General features: G+C 73.5%; 18 protein-coding genes. 11 read left to right on the top strand and 7 right to left on the bottom strand.

Going from position 1 to position 18,723, the window contains the following annotated elements:
* Positions 1 to 37 precede the first annotated feature (37 nt).
* The 5 genes from ACLQ26_RS30045 (at position 38) to ACLQ26_RS30025 (ending at position 4,449) form a co-directional block, all read left to right on the top strand.
* The gene (locus ACLQ26_RS30045) at positions 38 to 1,267 is read left to right on the top strand and encodes a sensor histidine kinase (RefSeq protein WP_425747714.1); all 1,230 of its coding nucleotides are present in this window, start codon (positions 38 to 40) and stop codon (positions 1,265 to 1,267) included.
* On the top strand, positions 1,264 to 1,926 hold the full coding sequence (locus ACLQ26_RS30040) for a response regulator (protein ID WP_007462555.1): 663 nt from the start codon (positions 1,264 to 1,266) through the stop codon (positions 1,924 to 1,926). The genes ACLQ26_RS30045 and ACLQ26_RS30040 overlap by 4 nt, the downstream gene beginning before the upstream one ends.
* Positions 1,927 to 2,025: 99 nt before the next feature.
* On the top strand, positions 2,026 to 2,919 hold the full coding sequence (locus ACLQ26_RS30035) for an alpha/beta hydrolase (protein WP_425747713.1): 894 nt from the start codon (positions 2,026 to 2,028) through the stop codon (positions 2,917 to 2,919).
* Positions 2,916 to 4,169, top strand: a complete 1,254-nt coding sequence (locus tag ACLQ26_RS30030; protein ID WP_425747712.1) for an acyltransferase family protein — start codon at positions 2,916 to 2,918, stop codon at positions 4,167 to 4,169. The genes ACLQ26_RS30035 and ACLQ26_RS30030 overlap by 4 nt, the downstream gene beginning before the upstream one ends.
* A 124-nt stretch (positions 4,170 to 4,293) precedes the next feature.
* Complete coding sequence (locus ACLQ26_RS30025; RefSeq protein WP_425747711.1) at positions 4,294 to 4,449, top strand: hypothetical protein; 156 nt, start codon at positions 4,294 to 4,296, stop codon at positions 4,447 to 4,449.
* Between the two features lie 99 nt (positions 4,450 to 4,548).
* Here the strand turns inward: ACLQ26_RS30025 and ACLQ26_RS30020 are convergent, their stop codons facing one another.
* Genes ACLQ26_RS30020 through ACLQ26_RS30010 form a run of 3 tightly spaced genes read right to left on the bottom strand, consistent with a single transcriptional unit; the run spans position 4,549 to position 7,576 of the window.
* Positions 4,549 to 5,499, bottom strand: coding sequence for a VWA domain-containing protein (locus tag ACLQ26_RS30020; RefSeq protein ID WP_425747710.1), 951 nt, complete (start codon positions 5,497 to 5,499; stop codon positions 4,549 to 4,551).
* Positions 5,496 to 6,491 (bottom strand): DUF58 domain-containing protein, encoded by a 996-nt coding sequence (locus ACLQ26_RS30015; protein ID WP_363690031.1) that lies wholly within the window; start codon positions 6,489 to 6,491, stop codon positions 5,496 to 5,498. The genes ACLQ26_RS30020 and ACLQ26_RS30015 overlap by 4 nt, the downstream gene beginning before the upstream one ends.
* Entirely contained in the window at positions 6,470 to 7,576 is a 1,107-nt protein-coding gene (locus tag ACLQ26_RS30010; RefSeq protein WP_363689997.1) for an AAA family ATPase, read from the bottom strand. The genes ACLQ26_RS30015 and ACLQ26_RS30010 overlap by 22 nt, the downstream gene beginning before the upstream one ends.
* A gap of 240 nt (positions 7,577 to 7,816) precedes the next feature.
* Between ACLQ26_RS30010 and ACLQ26_RS30005 the strand changes: the two genes are divergently transcribed.
* The 3 genes from ACLQ26_RS30005 (at position 7,817) to ACLQ26_RS29995 (ending at position 10,455) form a co-directional block, all read left to right on the top strand.
* Positions 7,817 to 8,047 (top strand): hypothetical protein, encoded by a 231-nt coding sequence (locus tag ACLQ26_RS30005; protein WP_425747708.1) that lies wholly within the window; start codon positions 7,817 to 7,819, stop codon positions 8,045 to 8,047.
* Positions 8,048 to 8,432: 385 nt separating this feature from the next.
* On the top strand, positions 8,433 to 8,975 hold the full coding sequence (locus tag ACLQ26_RS30000) for a PH domain-containing protein (protein WP_425747735.1): 543 nt from the start codon (positions 8,433 to 8,435) through the stop codon (positions 8,973 to 8,975).
* A gap of 43 nt (positions 8,976 to 9,018) precedes the next feature.
* Positions 9,019 to 10,455, top strand: a complete 1,437-nt coding sequence (locus tag ACLQ26_RS29995; RefSeq protein ID WP_425747707.1) for a PH domain-containing protein — start codon at positions 9,019 to 9,021, stop codon at positions 10,453 to 10,455.
* An 18-nt stretch (positions 10,456 to 10,473) separates the two neighbouring features.
* Here ACLQ26_RS29995 and ACLQ26_RS29990 read toward each other — a convergent pair whose 3' ends face one another.
* Positions 10,474 to 11,499, bottom strand: coding sequence for a phosphatase PAP2 family protein (locus ACLQ26_RS29990; protein ID WP_425747706.1), 1,026 nt, complete (start codon positions 11,497 to 11,499; stop codon positions 10,474 to 10,476).
* A gap of 126 nt (positions 11,500 to 11,625) precedes the next feature.
* On the opposite strand from ACLQ26_RS29990, the gene ACLQ26_RS29985 reads away from it, so the two are divergent.
* Both ACLQ26_RS29985 and ACLQ26_RS29980 read left to right on the top strand, forming a co-directional pair.
* Positions 11,626 to 12,030 (top strand): thioesterase family protein, encoded by a 405-nt coding sequence (locus ACLQ26_RS29985; RefSeq protein WP_425747705.1) that lies wholly within the window; start codon positions 11,626 to 11,628, stop codon positions 12,028 to 12,030.
* The gene (locus ACLQ26_RS29980) at positions 12,027 to 12,857 is read left to right on the top strand and encodes an MBL fold metallo-hydrolase (protein ID WP_425747704.1); all 831 of its coding nucleotides are present in this window, start codon (positions 12,027 to 12,029) and stop codon (positions 12,855 to 12,857) included. The genes ACLQ26_RS29985 and ACLQ26_RS29980 overlap by 4 nt, the downstream gene beginning before the upstream one ends.
* Here ACLQ26_RS29980 and ACLQ26_RS29975 read toward each other — a convergent pair.
* Both ACLQ26_RS29975 and ACLQ26_RS29970 read right to left on the bottom strand, forming a co-directional pair.
* Positions 12,854 to 13,789, bottom strand: a complete 936-nt coding sequence (locus ACLQ26_RS29975; RefSeq protein ID WP_425747703.1) for a PfkB family carbohydrate kinase — start codon at positions 13,787 to 13,789, stop codon at positions 12,854 to 12,856. The two genes, ACLQ26_RS29980 and ACLQ26_RS29975, sit on opposite strands and share 4 nt — an antisense overlap.
* 102 nt (positions 13,790 to 13,891) lie before the next feature.
* Positions 13,892 to 15,043, bottom strand: coding sequence for an XdhC family protein (locus tag ACLQ26_RS29970; RefSeq protein WP_425747702.1), 1,152 nt, complete (start codon positions 15,041 to 15,043; stop codon positions 13,892 to 13,894).
* 479 nt (positions 15,044 to 15,522) lie between these two features.
* Here ACLQ26_RS29970 and ACLQ26_RS29965 point away from each other — a divergent pair, with 479 nt between their 5' ends.
* The gene (locus tag ACLQ26_RS29965; protein ID WP_425747701.1) at positions 15,523 to 16,671 is read left to right on the top strand and encodes a lytic polysaccharide monooxygenase auxiliary activity family 9 protein; all 1,149 of its coding nucleotides are present in this window, start codon (positions 15,523 to 15,525) and stop codon (positions 16,669 to 16,671) included.
* 89 nt (positions 16,672 to 16,760) lie between these two features.
* Here ACLQ26_RS29965 and asnB read toward each other — a convergent pair whose 3' ends face one another.
* Positions 16,761 to 18,722, bottom strand: coding sequence for an asparagine synthase (glutamine-hydrolyzing) (gene asnB / locus ACLQ26_RS29960; RefSeq protein WP_425747700.1), 1,962 nt, complete (start codon positions 18,720 to 18,722; stop codon positions 16,761 to 16,763).
* Between the last annotated feature and the right edge of the window lies 1 nt (position 18,723).

The following is an 18,723-nucleotide window of genomic DNA, read 5'->3' as shown; positions in this document are numbered from 1 at the left end:
CACGCCCGCAACGGGCTCGGCCCGTAGCCTCCGGGTGGTGAACCGGCATCCGATCGCCACGGCCCTGCGGGCGCTGCGACAGACCCTGTGGGGCCGGGACGCCCCGACCGAAGGGCCGCTGCTGGCCCGTTGGCCCCGGGTGGCCCCGTACGCCACCCCGGTCGGGCTGCTCGCCGCGCTCGGCCTCTTCCTGATCACACTGAACGTGGAGAGCAGCTGGGGCCTGCCCACGCCGGTCGCGGTGCTGTTCTCGGGGATGACCGTGGCGCCGCTGCTGGCGCTGCCCCGGCGTCCGCTGCTGGCCTGGCGGCTCGCGGTACTGGCCCTGCTGATCTGCACGTTCAACGCGCCGGACGACCGGTCCTGGCCGTGGACCCCGCCGCTGGCGCTCGGGTCGGTCGCGGTGCTGGCGGTGGTCGTCGCACGTGTCGACCGGCCGGTGCTGGTCTGGGTGGTGACGATCAGCACGGTGCCGGTATTCGGCCTGGTCCACCCCGACAACCGGATCCCCGTCCTGCTGCTGCTCGGGGCGCTGGCGATCGTCGGTGACCTGATCCGGCGCAACCGGCTGTCCCGGCGGGCGCTGGCCGCGCAGACCGAGCTGAGCGAGCGGGAGCAGGAGCGCCGCGCGGTGCTGGAGGAACGCACCCGGATCGCCCGCGAGCTGCACGACGTGGTGGCTCACCACATGTCGCTGATCGCGGTGCAGGCCGAGACCGCGCCGTACCGGCTGACCGACGTGCCGGCGTCGGCGGCCGCGGAGTTCGGCGCCATCGCCGGCTCGGCCCGCGACGCGCTCACCGACATGCGGCGACTGTTGGGGGTGCTGCGCAGCGAGGCGAGCGGTCCAGAAACCGCACCACAACCCGACCTGGGCGACCTGGGCGCGATGGTGGACGTGGCCCGCCGCGCCGGGCTGCCGGTGACGCTCGACGTCGACCCGTCGGTCGACGGGCGGGTGCCCGCGCCGGTCGGGCTTGCCGCGTACCGCATCGTGCAGGAGGGGCTGGCGAACGCGGCCCGGCACGCGGCCGGCGCCGCGGTGCGCGTCACCGTCCGCACCGGCCGGTCCGGTCTGGGAGTACGCGTCGAGAACTCGCCTGCCGACGCCCGACCGACAGCCGACGGCGGCCCGGGGCACGGGCTGACCGGCATGCGGGAGCGTGCCACCTCGTTGGGCGGTACGTTCACCGCCGGGCCGCTGCCCGACGGCGGTTACGCGGTGGCGGCCGAACTGCCGTACGAGGCGGAGAGCGGAGACGCATGATCAAGGTGCTGATCGCCGACGACCAGGCGATGGTCCGGCAGGGCTTCGGCGCGTTGCTGGCCGCTCAGCCGGACCTGCTCGTGGTGGGTGACGCCGCCGACGGCGCACAGGCAGTCGCCGCCACCCGCCGGCTCGACCCGGACGTGGTGCTGATGGACGTTCGGATGCCGGTCATGGACGGGCTGGAGGCCACCCGCAAGCTGCTCGGCGACCGGTCGGCGCAGCGCCCCCGGGTGCTCATCCTCACGACGTTCGACCTGGACGACTACGTGTACGAGGCGCTGCGGGCCGGCGCCAGCGGCTTCCTGCTCAAGGACGCCCCGGCTGCCGACCTGGTGCAGGCGGTGCGGGTGGTGGCGGCCGGTGACGCGCTGCTCGCCCCGGCGGTGACCCGCCGGTTGATCGCCGAGTTCGCGGCCCGCCCGGACCGGCGCCGGCCCCGCCCCACCGACCTGGCCGGGCTCACGCCCCGCGAGACCGAGGTGCTGCGGTTGATCGCCCGGGGTCGCAACAACGCGGAGATCGCCGGTGACCTGGTGGTGGCCGAGCAGACCGTGAAGACGCACGTCGGGCGGATCCTCGGCAAGCTGGGGCTGCGCGACCGCGCCCAGGCAGTGGTGCTGGCGTACGAGACGGGTCTGGTCGCCGCCGGCGAGTAGTCCCCCGGAGCCACCCGAGAAACGGCTCCCCGGTGCGACGTCCGCGACCCGTACGTCCCCGCACTCTCCTCCGGACGACATACCCGGAGGGAGAACGTGATGCGACGACGAGGTGCCGCCCGTTTCGCACTGAGCGCACTGCTCGGCGTGAACCTGGTCCTGCCCATCCGACCCGAGCCGGTCGCCGCGGCGGGGTTCGTCGAGGCGTACCCGGTCAGCGCGGCGGCGATGCGCGCGGCCGGCCCCCCGTACGCGGACTGGGCGGCCGACGGACGCCGGTTCCTGTTCTTCGACACGCGCGGTGACGGCCGGGCCGTGGAGGTGCTCGGCGACCTGGCCGACGCGGACCGGATCGCGGTGCTGGTGCCCGGGGTGGGCAGCACCCTCGCGGACTTCGACAGCGGGTTGGGCGGGGTGGCCCGGCGGGCGCCGGCGGTGCAGGCCACGCAGCTCTACGCGCAGGTGCGGTCGACCGACCCGACGGCGCGGGTCGCGGTGCTGGCCTGGCTCGGCTACGACCCGCCCGACGGGGTGCTGACCGCCGTCAGCGACGCCAGCGCCCGGCGTGGGGCGGCCGGGCTGGCCGGGCTGCTGCGGGAGTTGGCCGCACGCCGTCCCGCCGCGACGATCACGGTGATCGGGCACAGCTACGGGGCGTTGGTGGCGGCGCTGGCGGCGACGCACGCCCCGGCTCAGGTCGCCGACGTGGTCAGCCTCGGTGGTGTCGGGGCCGGGGTGCAGCGCGCCGCCGACCTGCGCGGCGGACTGCGGTTCTGGGCTGCCGAGGCGCCGTCGGACTGGATCCGCCGGGTGCCACAGGTGCGGCTGCCCGGCCTCGGCTACGGGCGTCGCCCCGGCGATCCGGCTTTCGGCGCCCGACCGCTGCCGGTGGACGGGGTGGCCGGGCATGACGGCTACCTGGTGGCCGGCAGCGCCACCCTGGTCGCGGTCACGGCGGTAGTGCTCGGCAGCCCGGTCGGGGACGCCCGGTGAGCCGCGACCGCGCGGTCGACGCGCTGCGGGCGTACGCGATCGGTGGGGTGGTGCTCGGGCACTGGCTGGTCACCGGCCTGGTGCTGGCCGGCGACGGCGGGCTGCACCAGGCCAGCCCGCTGACCACGATGCCGGACCTGGCCCCGATGACCTGGGTGTTGCAGACGCTCGGCCTGTTCTTCTTCGCCGCCGGCTTCGGCTCGGCCCGGTCGCTGGCCCGGCACCGGGGCGGCACGGGTCGCTGGCTGGCCCGCCGGTTGCGTCGGCTGCTGCTGCCCACTGTGGCGCTGCTGGGCGCCGGCGCGGCCGTGCTGCTGGCCGCCGCCGTGGCGGGCGCGCCCGACGACACGCTGGCCGTCGGACTGCACCTGGCGGTCAGTCCGCTCTGGTTCCTGGCGCCGCTGCTGCTCCTGGTGACGGTGAGCGGCCCACTGCGCGCCGCCGTACGCCGGTGGGGCGTGGCCCGCTGCGTCGTCCCGGCGGTGGCCGTGGTGGCGGCGAGCGACGTGGCGGTGCGCCTGCTGCCGGACGGTGTGGCAGTGGCTCCGGTCAGCGTGGTGGCGGCCTGGGCGGTGCCGTACCTGCTCGGCCTGGCGTACGCCGACGGGCGGTTGGCCGGGCGACGGGCGGCCGGCCTGCTCGCGGCCGGTGGGGGCGCGGTGCTGGCCGCGCTGCTGGCGGTGGGCTACCCGGTCAGCGCGGTCGGCGTGCCCGGGGACGGGGTGTCCAACCTGAACCCGCCGTCGCTGCTTGCGGTGGCCCTGGCCGTCACCCAGGTCGGGCTGGGTCTGCTGGCCCGACCCGGCTGGGAACGGGTGCTGGCCCGACCGCTGCCGAGCCGGGCGGTGACCGCGGTGAACCACAACGCGGTGCGGATCTACCTGTGGCACCAGCCGGTGCTGGTCACGGTGACCGCGCTCACCGCCCGGGGTGGCCTGGCCCTGCCCGGCCTGCACACCACGCCGGTCGGTCCGGGGTGGGTGCTGGCCCGGTTCTGCTGGCTGCCGCTGCTCGCCGCGGTGCTGGTGACGGTCGTGCGCACGGGCCGCCGGAGCGGGTCGACGGACCGTCCCGACCGGTGGCGCCGGCCGGGCGGTGGAGCGGTCGCCGACCGGTCGGCCGAGTGCGTCCGGCCGCCGGCCCAGGTGTACGATCATCAACGTTCCGGCCGGGCCGACTTGCAGGAGGTGATCGCTGTGCGAGATAGCGATCCTCCCAGTCGTGGCCGGGCCGATGGTCAGCCCCGCTGAGCCACGACTCAGTCTGGCGAGCTGACCCCGCTCCGCTCCCCCACCGCCTCGGCTGACGCCGGGGCGCGTGTGCCGCGCCGTCCGATCACCGGACGGTCGTCGGGAGCCGCCCGGTCACGACTTCGTGTGCGCGTCCCCACCCCCTGCGGTCCGCCCCCGCACGCGGACCGTCCCGCCGCCACTCGGAGCCGTCATGAGCCGCTACGTCGCCCCGCTGGGCTTCACCCTCGCCGCCGTCTGGGTGGCCGTCGTCTTCGTCCTGGCCGGCGGCGGCCACTGACCACCGCCGGCCGTTCTCTTCCCTGGTCGCTGCCGTGGCGTCCTCTTCCCTGGTCGCTGCCGTGGCGTCCTCTTCCCTGGTCGCTGCCGTGGCCGGCGATCAGACGATCCGCGACGACCAGAGCAGACTGAGCGCTCCGGCGCACAGCGCCAGCAGCAGCGCCAAGCCCGCGTACCACTGGGTCACCTCGCGCGGCTCGGTGCGGAACCCGATCGAGCTGCCCATGTCCTGGTAGACCTGCTTCAGCTCGCTCACCGAGGCCGCCTCGTAGAAGTAGCCCTCGGTGGTCTCGGCCAGTTCGGCGAGGGCCAGCCGGTCCACCGGCACCCGCTGGAGCTGCCCGCCGATGTCGACCTGACCGGTGTCGGTGCCGAACGCGATTGTGGACACCGGCACGTTCGCCGCCTGCGCGGCGGCCGCCGCTTCCTCCACGGACCGGCCGGAGGTGCGGAACCCGTCGGACAGCAGCACGATCCGCGCCGGTGGGATGCCCGCCGCGCCGTCGGCCGGCACCGACCGGATCGCCTCCAGGCAGGTGAACACCGCCTCACCCGTCGCGGTCGCCTCGGCCAGCACCAGCCCGTCGATGGCGGTGGTCACCGCGTCCCGGTCCTTGCCCGGCGGCACCAGCACGTTGGCAGCCTTCGCGAACGAGACGAGGCCCAGGTTGTAGCTCTCCGGTAGCTCACCGACGAACTGCTTGGCCGCCTCCTGCGCGGCCTCCAGCCGGTTCGGCGCCACGTCGTCGGCCTGCATGGACAGCGACACGTCGATGGCGAGCATCACCGTCGCCCGCTCCAACGGCTCCTTCGTGTCCACCGCCGGACGGGCCAACGCCGTGGCCAGCACCAGCAGGCAGAGCAGGAACGCGGTCGCCGGCACGTGTCGCCGCCAGCCCAGTCCCTTCGGCGCTACGGTCCGCAGCAGGTCCACATTGGTGAACCGCATCGCGTACGCCCGGCGGTGCAGCTGCCGCCACACGTAGAACGCGGTGAGGGCGAACACCGGCAGCAGTGCCAGCAGCCACCACGGTTGCAGAAAACGGATCATCGTGTCGTCCCCCGGGTGCGCGCGTGCCGCTGCGCGGCCACGAAACGCACCATGTCCAGCAGCCAGTCTCGGTCGGTACGCAGACGCAGGTGAGCCGCCCCGGCGCCACGCAGCGCGGCGGCGATCGCGGCCCGTTGGGCGGTGGCGGCCTCGGCGTAGCGCTGCCGCAGCCGCGGGTCGGCGGTCTGCACCTCGTGCAGCTCACCGCTCTCCGGGTCGACCACCGGCAGCACCCCCACGTCGGGCAACTCCAGCTCGCGCGGGTCGACCACCTCGATCGCCAGCAGGTCGTGCCGGACGCGCAGCTTGCGCATCGGCCGGGCCCACTGCTCGGTAGGCGCCAGGAAGTCCGAGACCACCACTGCCACACCGCGCCGCCGGGGCGGGCGGTTGAGCATCTCGACGAGCGCGCCCAGATCGCCCCGGCCGGGTTGGATCGCGGTGCCGGCGACGGCCCGCAACAGGCCCTGCGCCTCCTTGCGGCCGGAGCGCGCCGGCAGTCGGGTGAGCACCCCCGGGCCGACCGGCGGCGGGCCACCCCTGAAGCGTCGCGCCGGCGCGGACGCGCCACCACCGGTGCCGATCACCGCGCCGATCCGGTTGCCGCCCCGGACGGTCAGATGGGTGATGGCGGCCGCGGCGGCCACCACCACCTCCCGCTTGAGCCACTGCCCGGTGCCGAAGTCCAGGCTGGCCGAGAGGTCCAGAGCCAGCCACGTCTCCAGCTCCCGGTCCGCGACAGTGCGCCGCACGTGCGGGGTCGTGGTCCGCGCGGTCACCGGCCAGTCCATCCGGCGTACGTCGTCGCCGGGGCGGTACTCCCGCGACTCGCCCGCCTCGCTGCCCGGCCCCGGGAGCAGGCCGGCGTAGTCACCCTGGAGCAGACCGTCGAGCTTGCGGGTGACAAGCAACTGGAGTCGGGACAGCACAGCCTCGCTGCGGTCGGGGGCGGGACGAGGGGTGGGTGAGGTCACGGCCGCTGCCCGGGCCAGCCGGCGCCCGGCGGCGGGGTGCTCGACGGCGGGGTGGCCTGCTGCCGGGGGGCGACCGCCGGAAGCGGGATGGTCGACATCACCCGGTGCACGATGTGGTCGGCCGGCACGTCGTCGGCGAGCGCGTCGTAGCTGAGCACCAGCCGGTGGCGCAGGATGTCCGGGGCGATGTCCTGCACGTCCTGCGGCAGGGCGTAGTCGCGCCCGCGCAGCAGCGCCAGCGCTCGGGTGGCCCGGACCAGACCGAGCGAGGCACGCGGGCTGGCCCCGTACTGGATCAGCTGGGCGACGTCCGGCATGCCGTGCTCGGCGGGCGCGCGGGTGGCCAGCACCAGGCGCACCGCGTAGTCGACGAGCGCGTTGTGCACGAAGACCTGGTCGGCCTTGCGTTGCAGGGCGATCAGCTCGGGGGTGTCGAAGACCGCCGTCGGCTCCGGGGCGGTAACCCCCATCCGGTAGACGATCTCCCGCTCCTCGGCGTCGGTCGGGTAGCCCACGACGATCTTCATGAGGAACCGGTCCCGCTGCGCCTCCGGAAGCGGGTAGACGCCCTCCTGCTCGATCGGGTTCTGGGTGGCCATCACCAGGAACGGATCGGGCACCCGGTGGCTCTCGCCGCCGATGGACACCTGACGTTCGCTCATGACCTCCAGCAGCGCCGACTGCACCTTGGCCGGAGCGCGGTTGATCTCGTCGGCGAGCAGGAAGTTGACGAAGACCGGGCCCAACTCGACGTCGAACTTCTCACTCGACTGCCGGTAGATCCGGGTGCCCATGATGTCGGCCGGCACCAGGTCCGGGGTGAACTGCACCCGGGCGAAGGACCCGCCGACGACCTTGGCGAGGGTCTCCACGGCCAGGGTCTTGGCCACGCCGGGCACACCCTCGAGCAGGCAGTGGCCGCGGGCGAGCAGCGCGACGAACATCCGCTCGACCATCCGGTCCTGCCCGACGATCACCCGTTTGATCTCGAACAGCGCTTTCTCCAGCAGGGTGGCGTCCTGCGCCGGTGTGGTCACCGGCGCAGGAGTCTCCGGTGCCGCCCCGTTCGGCGTCGGGGCGTCGGGCATGGTCGGCTGGGCCACCGGTCCTCCACAGCGTTTGTCGGTCGTCGCGGCTGGTGCGGTATCAAGACTCGCACGCCTTCCTGAGTGTCGAGGGGGGGAGAAGCCGATTTTCGCCGCGCCGTCCCGGCAGCCGAATCGCGCATCACGGGTGGACAGGAACCGGCCTGCCGTGTGTACGATTCACCCCGTCGCCGGGCGGCTCCCCCCGTGGCCGCCCGGCGCTCAAGCTCTCCGCCCGGCCGCCCTAGACTGGCCCGGATGAGCCTCCCCTCCCCTGCCGACGAGCCCCTGGTCTGCTCGGCCCGCGGTTGTCGCGCCCCCGCCGTCTGGGCGCTGGAGTGGAACAATCCCCGCCTGCACACCGCCGAGCGGCGCAAGACCTGGCTGGCCTGCGCCCAGCATCGCGGCAGTCTCGGCGAATTCCTGGAGCTTCGCGGCTTCCTTCGTGCCGTCAATCCGGTGCCCGGATCGCCTACCCTCGACACGTGAGCGAGCGCAGCGAGCGACCGATGAGGCACGGCAGCGTGGCGCTCCGCGCCGGCGACGGGCAGGGCGAGGCGCACGACGCGCGGCGCGTGCGGCACAGCAGCGCGCGATGCCGCAGCGTGCGGCACGGCAGCGCGCGGAACGGCACCCGTCGGTGAGCGCCGAGGATCGCGTCGACCCGGCGACGCCCCCCGGGCACGCCTCCCCGCCCTGGCCACCCACCCCGGCCCCCGCGCCGCCGCCCGGCGCGTTCCCGGCGCCCGGCACACTCGGTCCGGACCCTTCCCCGCCGGACGTGTCGTCCCCGGCCCCACTGCCGCCGAGCGCCCTACCCCGGCTCGGCGGAATCGACGCCGGATCACCTCCGCCCGACCTGCCGTCCCCCGGTCTGCTGCCGCCCGGCCCCGGCACGCTGACCGGCTCCGGCCCCCAGTCGTCGGGGCGGGGGCCGCTGGAGCCCTGGCCGGACACCGTCCAGTGGCAGCCGATCTCCACCGACCTGATCTGGGTGGAGCTGATCCGGCTCGCCGTCGTGGTGGCCGTCGGCCTGGCGGTGACCGCTGTCGGCTGGGCGCTGAGCGGCCACTGGCTGTTCGGGCTCGCCCTGGCTCTCGTGGTGGTGCTCGGCGTGTGGCGGGCCACGGCCGTCGTCCGCGCCGTACGCGCCTGGGGTTACGCCGAGCGCGACGACGACCTGCTGGTGCGGCACGGGTTGCTGGTCCGGCGGTTGTCCATCGTCCCGTACTCCCGCATGCAGTTCGTCGACGTGAGCGCCGGCCCGCTGGAGCGTGCCTTCGACCTGGCCACCGTGCAGTTGCACACGGCGGCGGCCGCCAGTGACGCGCGGGTGCCGGGCCTGCGTCCGGCGGAGGCGTCCCGGCTGCGCGACCGGCTCACCGCGCTCGGCGAGGACCGGGCGGAGGGGCTGTGACCGCCCGCGGAGGAGACCGTCGGCGCCGCCGAGAGCCGTCCCGATGAGCGACGGCCCCGCCGAGTCGGGCACCCGGCCGCCGCTGCCGGCAGGACCACTCGGCCCACCACACCCCGCCGGACCGCCCGGGGCGGTAGACCCCTGGCCGGCGTCGCCGGGCGGCGGTGACGGGGAGCCACGGCAGCGGCTGCACCCGCTCAGCCCCCTGCTGCACGGTGCCAAGTCGCTTGTCGTGGTGATCGCGGGCCTGTCCTGGTCGACGCTGTCGCGGGTCGGCTTCGGCTGGTTCGCGGCGATGGTGGCGGTGCTGGCGATCGGCGCGACAGTGCTGTCGGTGATCAGCTGGTACAACACCGGCTACCACGTGGTGGGCCGCGAACTGCGGGTGCACGAGGGGCTGCTCTGGCGGCGTACCCGGGCCATCCCGCTGGAGCGGTTGCAGGCCGTGGAGGTGGTCCGGCCCCTGCTCGCCCAGCTCACCGGCCTGGCCGAGCTGCGCCTGGAGGTGGTCGGCGGGGGCAAGACCGAGGCGCCGCTGGCGTACCTTCTGGTGGCCGACGCGGCCCGCCTGCGCGAGCGGCTGCTGGCGCTCGCCGGGCGGACGACGCCGCCACCCCCGCCCGGTGTCACCGCCGTCCCGACGGAATCCGGGACGGCGGCGGCCGCGCCGGGCCGGCCGCTGCACGCGGTACGCAACAAGAACCTGCTGGTCAGTCAGTTGCTCACCCCGCAGGCGTTCCTACTGCCGTTCGGCCTGGCCTTCGTCGTGGTGCAGTTCGTCACCGCAGGCTCGTGGTCGTTCGTCGCGGTGGCGAGCACGTTGACCGCGATGGCCGGTGTGCTGCTGCAACCGATCCGCCGGGTCCTCGACGACTGGAACTTCCGACTGGCCCGCGACGGCGGCATCCTGCGGGTGCACAACGGCCTGCTGGAGACGCGCGCGCAGACCGTGCCGCTGGACCGGGTCCAGACCGTGCGGGCCACCTGGCCGCTGCTGTGGCGGGTCAACGACTGGCTGCGCCTGCGGTTGGAGGTGGCCGGCTACTCAGTGGCGGAGGCCGACGACCGCAACCGGCCGGACCGGCTGCTGCCGGTCGGCGACCTGCCGACCGCCACGATGATCGTCGCCGAGGTGTTGCCGGGCGTACGCCTGGACGCGTTGGCGCTGAGCCCACCACCGCCCCGGACGCGCTGGCTGCATCCACTCGGGCGCGGCGCGCTCGGTGCGGGCCTGTTCGACCGGGTCTTCGCCACCCGGTCCGGACTGCTCACCCGGCAGGTGGCGATCGTGCCGTACGCGCGGATCCAGAGCGTGCGGGTGGTGCAGGGGCCGGTGCAGCGCCGGCTGGGCCTGGCGACCGTACACGCGGACACGGCGGGCGGCTCAGGCGCGACAGCCCAGGACCGCGACCTGTCCGAGGCCTGGGCCCTGGCAGCCGAGCTGACAACCCGCGCGCACGCGGCCCGCGCAAACCCCTAGACCGCGTCGATCATGAACTTATTGCCTCGACACGCCGGTCGGGACGGCAACAACTTCATGATCGACGGGGTCTTGGGCGGGGGGTTTGGGGTGGCGGGGGTGGCGGGCGCGCCAGGCGCGCTCGGCCAGGCCGACGACCAGGTAGGTGAGCCCTACGTACGTCCAGCCCACCAGCACGTCGATCACGTAGTGCTCACCGGAGTAGACCAGGGTGAAGGTCATCGCCAGCGGGTACGCGAGCAGCAGCGGCCACCAGCGGCGGCGGGTGGTGCGCAGGAAGAACAGCACCACGAACAGCGCCCAGGCGGTGTGCAGGGACGGCATCGCGGCGACCGGGTTCGAGGCGATCTGGCCGGCGTTGAGCACGTTGCCGGCGCCGTGCATGCCGAACGCCTTCCAGCCCCGGGTGGAGATCCGGGCGACCTCGGTGAGCAGGCCGTTCTGCGCGGCCCACCAGGGCGGGGCGGCCGGGTAGAGGAAGTAGGTGGCCAGGCCGGCGGCGCACAGGAAACCCCAGCGGCGCATGTACGCGGCCCAGCGGTGCCGATCGCGCAGCCACAGCACCGCGGCGGCGGCCAGCGTCACCACGAAGTGCGAGAAGTACACCCAGCTCGCGGCGACGTCCCACCAGTGCACCTGCGGGCGGTAGAGGTGCTCCTGCAACCAGACGGTGGGCACCTCCCCGCCGGTGGCCCAGCCGAACATGAACCGGTCGGCGACGATCAACTCCATCGCGTGCGGGGTGGAGCCGTTGTCGGCGAACCCGCGCGACAGGTTGTAGACGACGAACAGCAGCACCACCGGCACCCAGTCCCGGGCGAAGCGCAGGTGGCTGCGCCACGGCCGCTCGCTGTTCCAGGCGATCGTCGCCAACCAGATCCAGACGAATGCGTACGCCGGGTCGGTGGGCAGCCCGATCGCGAGCCAGGCGGCGACGAAGGCGACCGCCCAGACCGTCATGGCGACGATGCGCCGACGGCCCCCGTCCGGGGACGCGGGCGGGTCGGTCCGGGCGGGGGGCTGGGGGTCAGTCACGACGGCCATCGCGGTCAAGGTTAACGACGGGTACGGCATCGACAGACGGGGACCACCCGCAGCGGCTGCGCACGGGTGCGCCCGGATCGCCGGGCGCGTGCCCGACGCATCCGGCGAACACCTAGGCTGACGACCATGCAGGAGCAGCCCGAGTCGGCCCTCGCACCGGGTCTGACCGCCCAGGTCGAACTGACAGTCACCGAAACGGACACCGCCCAGGCGGTCGGTTCGGGGGACGTACCGGTGCTGGGCACACCACGGGTGCTCGCGCTGGCCGAGGCGGCCACCGTCGCGGCCACGGCGGCCACGCTGGCGGCCGGATCGACAACGGTGGGCACCCGGGTCGAGTTGGAGCACCTCGCGCCGACAGTGGTCGGGCGCACGGTGCGGGCGCAGGCGCTGCTGGCGGCCGTCGACGGTCGCCGGTTGTCGTTCGAGGTCACCGTCGCCGACGGTGACCAGACGGTGGCCCGGGGCCGGGTCGACCGGATCGTGGTGGACCGGCAACGCTTCGTCGACCGGGCCGGGCGGTCGTCGTGAGCGCCGGGTTCGCCGAGGTCGCCGACCGGGTGTACGTGCTGCGCGAGCCCCTGCTGCGGGTGAACGTCACACTTGTCGTCGGCGACGACGAGGCGCTGCTGGTGGACACGCTCTCCTCCGCCCGGCAGGCCACGGAGCTGGCCGCCGCCGTCGGGCGGGTCACCGACCGCCCGCTGACGCTTGTCAACACCCACCACCACTACGACCACTGCTTCGGCAACGCCGTCCTGGCCGGCGAGCCAACCCGCCCCGTGTACGCGCACGAGCGGGCCGCCGCGGCCCTGCGCGAGGAGCCGGAGCGGCTGCGCCGGGAGGCGTACGAGGAGGTGCGGACGGAGCACCCGGAGCTGGCCGCCGAGCTGGCCGATACCCCGCTGCTCGCTGCGACGCACCCGGTGCACACCGAGACCGCGCTCGACCTGGGTGGCCGGCGGGTGCTGCTGCGGCACCCGGGGCGCGGGCACACCGACGCCGACCTGGTGGTGCACGTGCCCGACGCGGACGTGCTCGTCGCCGGTGATCTGGTGGAGCAGAGCGGCCCGCCCGCCTTCGAGGACTCGTACCCCCTGCAGTGGCCGGACGCGGTCGCGGACCTGCTGCGGCTGACGACCGCGCGCACGGTGGTCGTGCCGGGCCACGGCGACCCGGTGGACGTCGGGTTCGTCCACGCCCAGCACGCCGAGCTGGTGCGACTGGCCTGGCTGATCCGGGCCGCGCACACGGGTGACGCGCCGCCGGAGCGGGTGGCCGCCGAGGCGCCCTTCGGTGCCCGCGCGGCCCTGATCGCCGCCCGCCGCGGCTACGTCGAACTCAACGGCACGCCCTAACGCCCGAAGCGACGGGTGACGTCGGCGCGGGTGGGCATGGCGGTGGCGCCGCCCGGGGACTCGCAGACCAGGCCCGCCACCCGCAGCGCGAAGGCCACCCGTTCGACCCAGACCGCCGGGTCGTCCGGCTCGCCGTCGAGGAGCAGGTCGGCGATGAGCGCGGCCATGACCGAGTCGCCGGCACCGGTGGCGTCGATCGCGTCGACCTTGGAGGCCGGCACCCGTACCGGATCGGCGCCGGCGGCGGCCAGCACCGCGCCGGCCGCGCCGAGCGTCACCACCACCGTGGCCGCGCCCAGCTCCCGCAGGTACGCGGCCACCCCCTCGACCGGCTCGCCCGGGTAGAGCAGCTTGGCGTCGACGGCGCTCAGCTTGACCAGGTGCGCGCCCGCGGCGAACTCGGCCACCACCTCGCGCAGACCGTCCAGCGCGGCCGGCCCGTCGAGCAGGCGGGGGCGTACGTTCGGGTCGAAGACGCGCAGCCCGGCGGCGAGCGACCAGGCCCGGCGAGCGGCGGCCAGGGTGTCGGGGCGAAGCAGCACGACGGAGCCGCAGTAGAGCACGTCCGCGCCCTGGACAAGCGTCACGTCCAGGTCGTCGGGGCCGAGCAGGCCGTAGGAGGGCGGCTCGCCGTAGAAGCGGAAGTCGGGTTCCGGCCCGGCGTACGTGACCACCGCGAGCGTGGTCGACGCCGGCACCGTGACAACACCGGCGACACCGACGCCGACCTCGGTCAGGAAGCCGCGGATGCGCCCGCCCAGCACGTCGTCACCGAGCGAGCCGACGAACTGCGCCGCGCCGCCGAGCCGGGTCACCCCGACGGCGACGTTGAGCGGCCCACCGCCGATCGCCTGCCGGTAGACCCGTTCCCCGTCACGCTCGGTGTCGAGCAGGTCGACGAGCGCCTCGCCGAGCACCACCGCGTACCCCATCGGGAGTCCCCCTCGTCGTCGCCGCCGCCGGCCACGACGGCCGCCTGGAACCAGGCTGGCACAGCGCGCGGCCCGGTGAGCGGCGAAGACGCGGCGCCGCGATCAGCCCGCGTGGTGGATCGGTCCGTCGAGCGCGGACAGGGGCCGGCCGCTGCCGCCCCAGCGGGCCGCGACGATCTGCGCGGCGACGCTCACCGCGGTCTCCTCGGGTGTACGCCCACCGAGGTCCAGCCCGATCGGTGAGGCGAGCCGGTCGAGCTGCTCCGGGCTGAGCCCGGCCTCGCGCAGCAGCTTGTGCCGCTCGTCGTGGGTGCGCCGCGACCCCATCGCGCCGACGTACGCCACCTGTTGGCGCAGGGCCAGCGCCAGCAGCGGCACGTCGAACTTCGGGTCGTGGGTGAGCACGCAGACGACTGTGCGCGCGTCGACCCGGCCAGCGTCGACCTCGGACCGTAGATAGCGGTGCGGCCACTGCACCACCACCTCGTGCGCGTCCGGGAAGCGCCGGCCGGTGGCGAAGACGGCACGGGCGTCGCAGACGGTCACCCGGTAGCCGAGGAACGCGCCGATCCGGGCCACCGCGGCCGCGAAGTCGATCGCCCCGAAGACGATCATCCGGGGTGCGGTGGTGTACGCGGCCACGAAGAGGCTGAGGCCGGCGCCCCGGCGCTGCCCGTGGTAGCCGTACCGGAGCACGCCGCTGTGCCCGGCGGCGAGCAGCCCGAGCGCGTCGTCGGCCGCGGCGTCGTCCAGCCGGTCGTCGCCGAGCGAGCCGGTCACCTGCCCCCCGGTGAGCGCCAGCCGTCGACCCAGTCGCCCCGCCGGGTCGGTAGGCGTCCCGCCCGGGGAGTCACCCGCGTCGGCCGCCACACAGGTGACGACCGCGGCCGGTTCGCCGGCCTGCCGCGCGGCGGCGACCGCGTCCAGCTGCGCGAGGGCGCCGTCGTCGATCCGCTCCACGAACACGTCGAGCATTCCGCCGCAGGTCAGACCCACGGCGTACGCCTCGTCGTCGCTGACGCCGTAGTGGACGAGCTCGGGTACGCCGGTGTCGAGCACGTGGCGGGCACGCTCGTAGAGGTCGGCCTCGACGCAGCCGCCGGAGACGCTGCCGGTGACCGTGCCGTCGGCGGCCACGAGCATGGCGGCACCGGGCGGCTGCGGCGCGGACCGCCAGGTGGCCACGACGGTGGCCAGGGCCACCGTCTCGCCGGCGCGGCAGCGGCGGTGCAGGTCGTCGAACACGTCGGGCACGCGCTGCCGCCTCCTTCGTCTCGTCGCCGGCCGGTCCCGCCGTACGACCGACCCGGCGACGTGCACCGCGTCGAGGTGGGAGATCTACCCGGACGGCAGTCGTCGCCGTGGGGATGCAGACCATCACTATAGGAGAGAACCCGTCGATCCGATCGGGAGACGGGTGAGCCCACGGGCCACACCAGCCGTGTTTGACACATCGAGGATCGACTATTGCGCTGACGGCGGGTGGCGTGATGGGATGACGCGTACCGGGCGGTGCGAGGGCTGCCGCGCCGCCGGTTGCCGGGTTGAGTTCAACGCGAGGGCACCGGTCCAGGACAGGACCGTTGATGGCGTGTGTCCGCTGGCCGATCTTCTGCCGGGGCACGTCACGGTGATCGTCGTATCCGCCCCCGGGGCGCTGCGACACGACACCTCATCCCACCCGATTGCGGCGAGGCGGCTCGGGCTGCACGCCTCGCGAGTCAGGAGAACCCGTGAACCGTTCCCGTACGGCCGCAGTGCTCACCGCGGCCCTTACCCTCGCTCTGGGCGCCGTCGCCCTGGCGTCCAGTCCGCAACCGGCCGCCGCGCACGGCGCGGCGATGACACCGGGCAGCCGTACCTACCTCTGCTGGCAGGACGGGCTCAGCCAGACCGGCGAGGTCAAACCGAACAACCCGGCGTGCTCCGCCGCGGTGGCGCAGAGCGGGGCGAACTCGCTCTACAACTGGTTCAGCGTGCTGCGCTCGGACGCCGGTGGTCGGACCACCGGCTTCATTCCGGACGGGCAGCTGTGCAGTGGCGGCAACCCCGGTTACAAGGGTTACGACCTGGCGCGCACCGACTGGCCGCTGACCCACCTGACCTCCGGCGCGCGGCTGGACTTCCGGTACAGCAACTGGGCGCACCACCCGGGCACGTTCTACTTCTACGTCACCAAGGACAGCTGGAGCCCGACCCGGGCGCTGGCCTGGAGTGACCTGGAGCAGCCGTTCCTGACGGTGACCAACCCGCCGCAGCGCGGCGGCGTCGGCACCAACGACGGGCACTACTACTTCAGCGGCAACCTCCCGTCGGGCAAGAGCGGCCGGCACATCATCTACTCCCGCTGGGTGCGCTCGGACTCGCAGGAGAACTTCTTCGGCTGCTCCGACGTGACCTTCGACGGCGGCAGCGGTCAGGTCACAGGTGTGGGTCCGGGCGGCTCGAACCCGACCACCGCACCGCCCACCACCGCACCGCCGACCACCGCGCCGCCGACGACCGCGCCGCCGACGACCGCGCCGCCGACGACGGCACCCCCGACCACCGCACCGCCGACCACCCCGCCGCCGGGTGGCAGCGACTGCATGGCCGTCTACAAGGTGACGAGCACGTGGCAGGGTGGCTTCCAGGGCGAAGTCATGATCATGAACCACGGCAGTACGCCGTTCTCCGGCTGGACCGCGAGCTGGACCTGGCCCAGCGGGCAGGCGATCAATCAGATCTGGAGTGCCACACAGACGACGTCCGGAGCTTCGGTGACGGCGACAAATGTCGGGTACAACGGCACGATCGCACCGGAGGGCACCACCACGTTCGGCTTCCTGGCCAGCAGTACAGGAACGAACACCCTCCCGACGGTCAGCTGCGCTCGCCGCTGACCGCACACCCCACTAAATGATCAAGAGGTTTGCGTCACCCGGAATCGCTCGGGTGACGCAAACCTCTTGATCGACAGGGTGGGACGGGGTCAGCGGACCATGCTGCCGACCACAGGCTTCGTCAGCAGGGCGGACTGGTTGCGCTGGATGCCCGGGTCGAGCGTCTTGGCCACGAAGATGGCGTGCCAGATGCAGAAGATCAGCACCGTCCACACCTTGCGGGAGTGGTCGGCCTCCTCCCGCTTGTGCTCGTCGAGCAGCCGCAGCGCGTACGACAGGTCGAGCAGGTCGCCCGCGCCCGAGGTGCTGAGCACGTGCCGGGCCCACTCGTACATCTCGCCGCGCAGCCAGACCCGGGTGGGCGTCGGGAAGCCCAGCTTCTTGCGGTTGACGATCGCCGGCGGCACGACACCCTGCAACGCCTGACGCATCGCGTACTTGGTGGCGTCCGAGCGCGGCGGCAGCTTCAGGTCCACCGGGATCTTGGCCGCGACGTCGAAGACCTCACGGTCGAGGAACGGCACCCGCACCTCCAGCGAGTGCGACATCGAGATCCGGTCGGCCTTGACCAGGATGTCGCCGCGCAGCCAGGTGTAGAGGTCGACGTACTGCATCTTGGTGACGTCGTCCAGCTCGGTGCACTCGGCGTAGATCGGTGCGGTCACGTCCGTGTAGCGCACCGAGGGGTCGTAGCGCCGCAGCAGGTGCTGCTTCTCCTCCTCGGTGAACATCCGGGCGTTGCCGTAGTAGCGCTCCTCGATCGGGGTGGTGCCGCGCTCCAGGAAGCTCTTGCCCTTGACCCCCTGCGGGATCGCCTTGGAGACGGCGCGCAGCCCCTTCTGCACCCCACCGGGCAGGCCGTTGACGGTGCCGAGCGACAGCGGCTCCCGGTAGATCGTGTAACCGCCGAAGAACTCGTCCGCGCCCTCGCCGGAGAGCACGACAGTGACGTGCTCGGCGGCCTTCTTCGCCACGAAGTAGAGCGGCACCAGCGCCGGGTCCGCCACCGGGTCGTCGAGGTGCCAGACGATCTTCGGCAGCGCGTCGATCATGTCCTGCGGACCGATCTTGGTGGGGATGGTGGTGACGTCCAGGTGCCGGGCCGACTCCTGCGCGACGTCGATCTCCGAATAGCCCGGCACGTCGTAGCCGACAGTGAAGGTGAGGATGTTCGGGTTGAACTCGCGGGCCAGCGCGACGACAGCTGTCGAGTCGATGCCGCTGGACAGGAACGAGCCGACCGGCACGTCGGAGCGCATGTGCATGCGGACGCTCTCGCGCAGCGTCTCCCGGATCTCGTGGTACAGCTTCTGCTCGTCGTCGACAGGCGCGGGCCGGAACACCGGCCGGTACCACCGGCGTACGTCGATGCGACCGCCCGGGGTCCAGCTCAGGTACTCCCCCGAGCCGATACGGCTGATGCCCTTGTGCAGGGTGCCGGGCTCCGGAACGTACTGCAGGGTCAGGTAGTGGCTCAGGTTCGCCGCGTCGACGCCCGCGTCGCCCTGGTAGCTGCTGTGCGCGAACGGCAGCAGCGCCTTCTTCTCCGACGCCAGGTACAGGCCGTCGGCGGTCTCCAGGTAGTGCAGCGGCTTGATGCCGAAGTAGTCGCGGGCGCCGAACGCGCGCCGTTCCTGCCGGTCCCAGATGACGAAGGCGAACATGCCGCGCAGGCGGGTGAGCACCTGCTCGCCCCAGAAGTGGTAGCCGGCGACGATCACCTCACCGTCACCGGCGGTGGCGAACTGCGCGCCGAAGTTCCGGACGAGCTCGTCGCGCAGCTCGATGTAGTTGTAGATCTCACCGTTGAAGGTGAGCAGGTAACGGCCGTTCGCGTAGGGCAGCGGCTCGTGACTCGACGCCACGTCGATGATGGCGAGCCGCTTGTGGGCGAACACGCCGTCCGCGTACCGGCCGGAGGCGTCACCGACCACCTCGACCCCTGTCTCGTCGGGGCCGCGGTGGTGCAGGCATTCCAATGCTCCGGCGATGTGGTCGCGGTGCGCGGCGGCGTTACCGTTCGCGCTGAAGAAGGCCAGGAGTCCGCACATG

Source organism: Micromonospora sp. DT43 (genome assembly GCF_049841645.1).
Classification (GTDB): domain Bacteria; phylum Actinomycetota; class Actinomycetes; order Mycobacteriales; family Micromonosporaceae; genus Micromonospora.
Note: the sequence above shows the minus strand (reverse complement) of the source record. Positions and strands in the feature narration are given on the sequence as shown.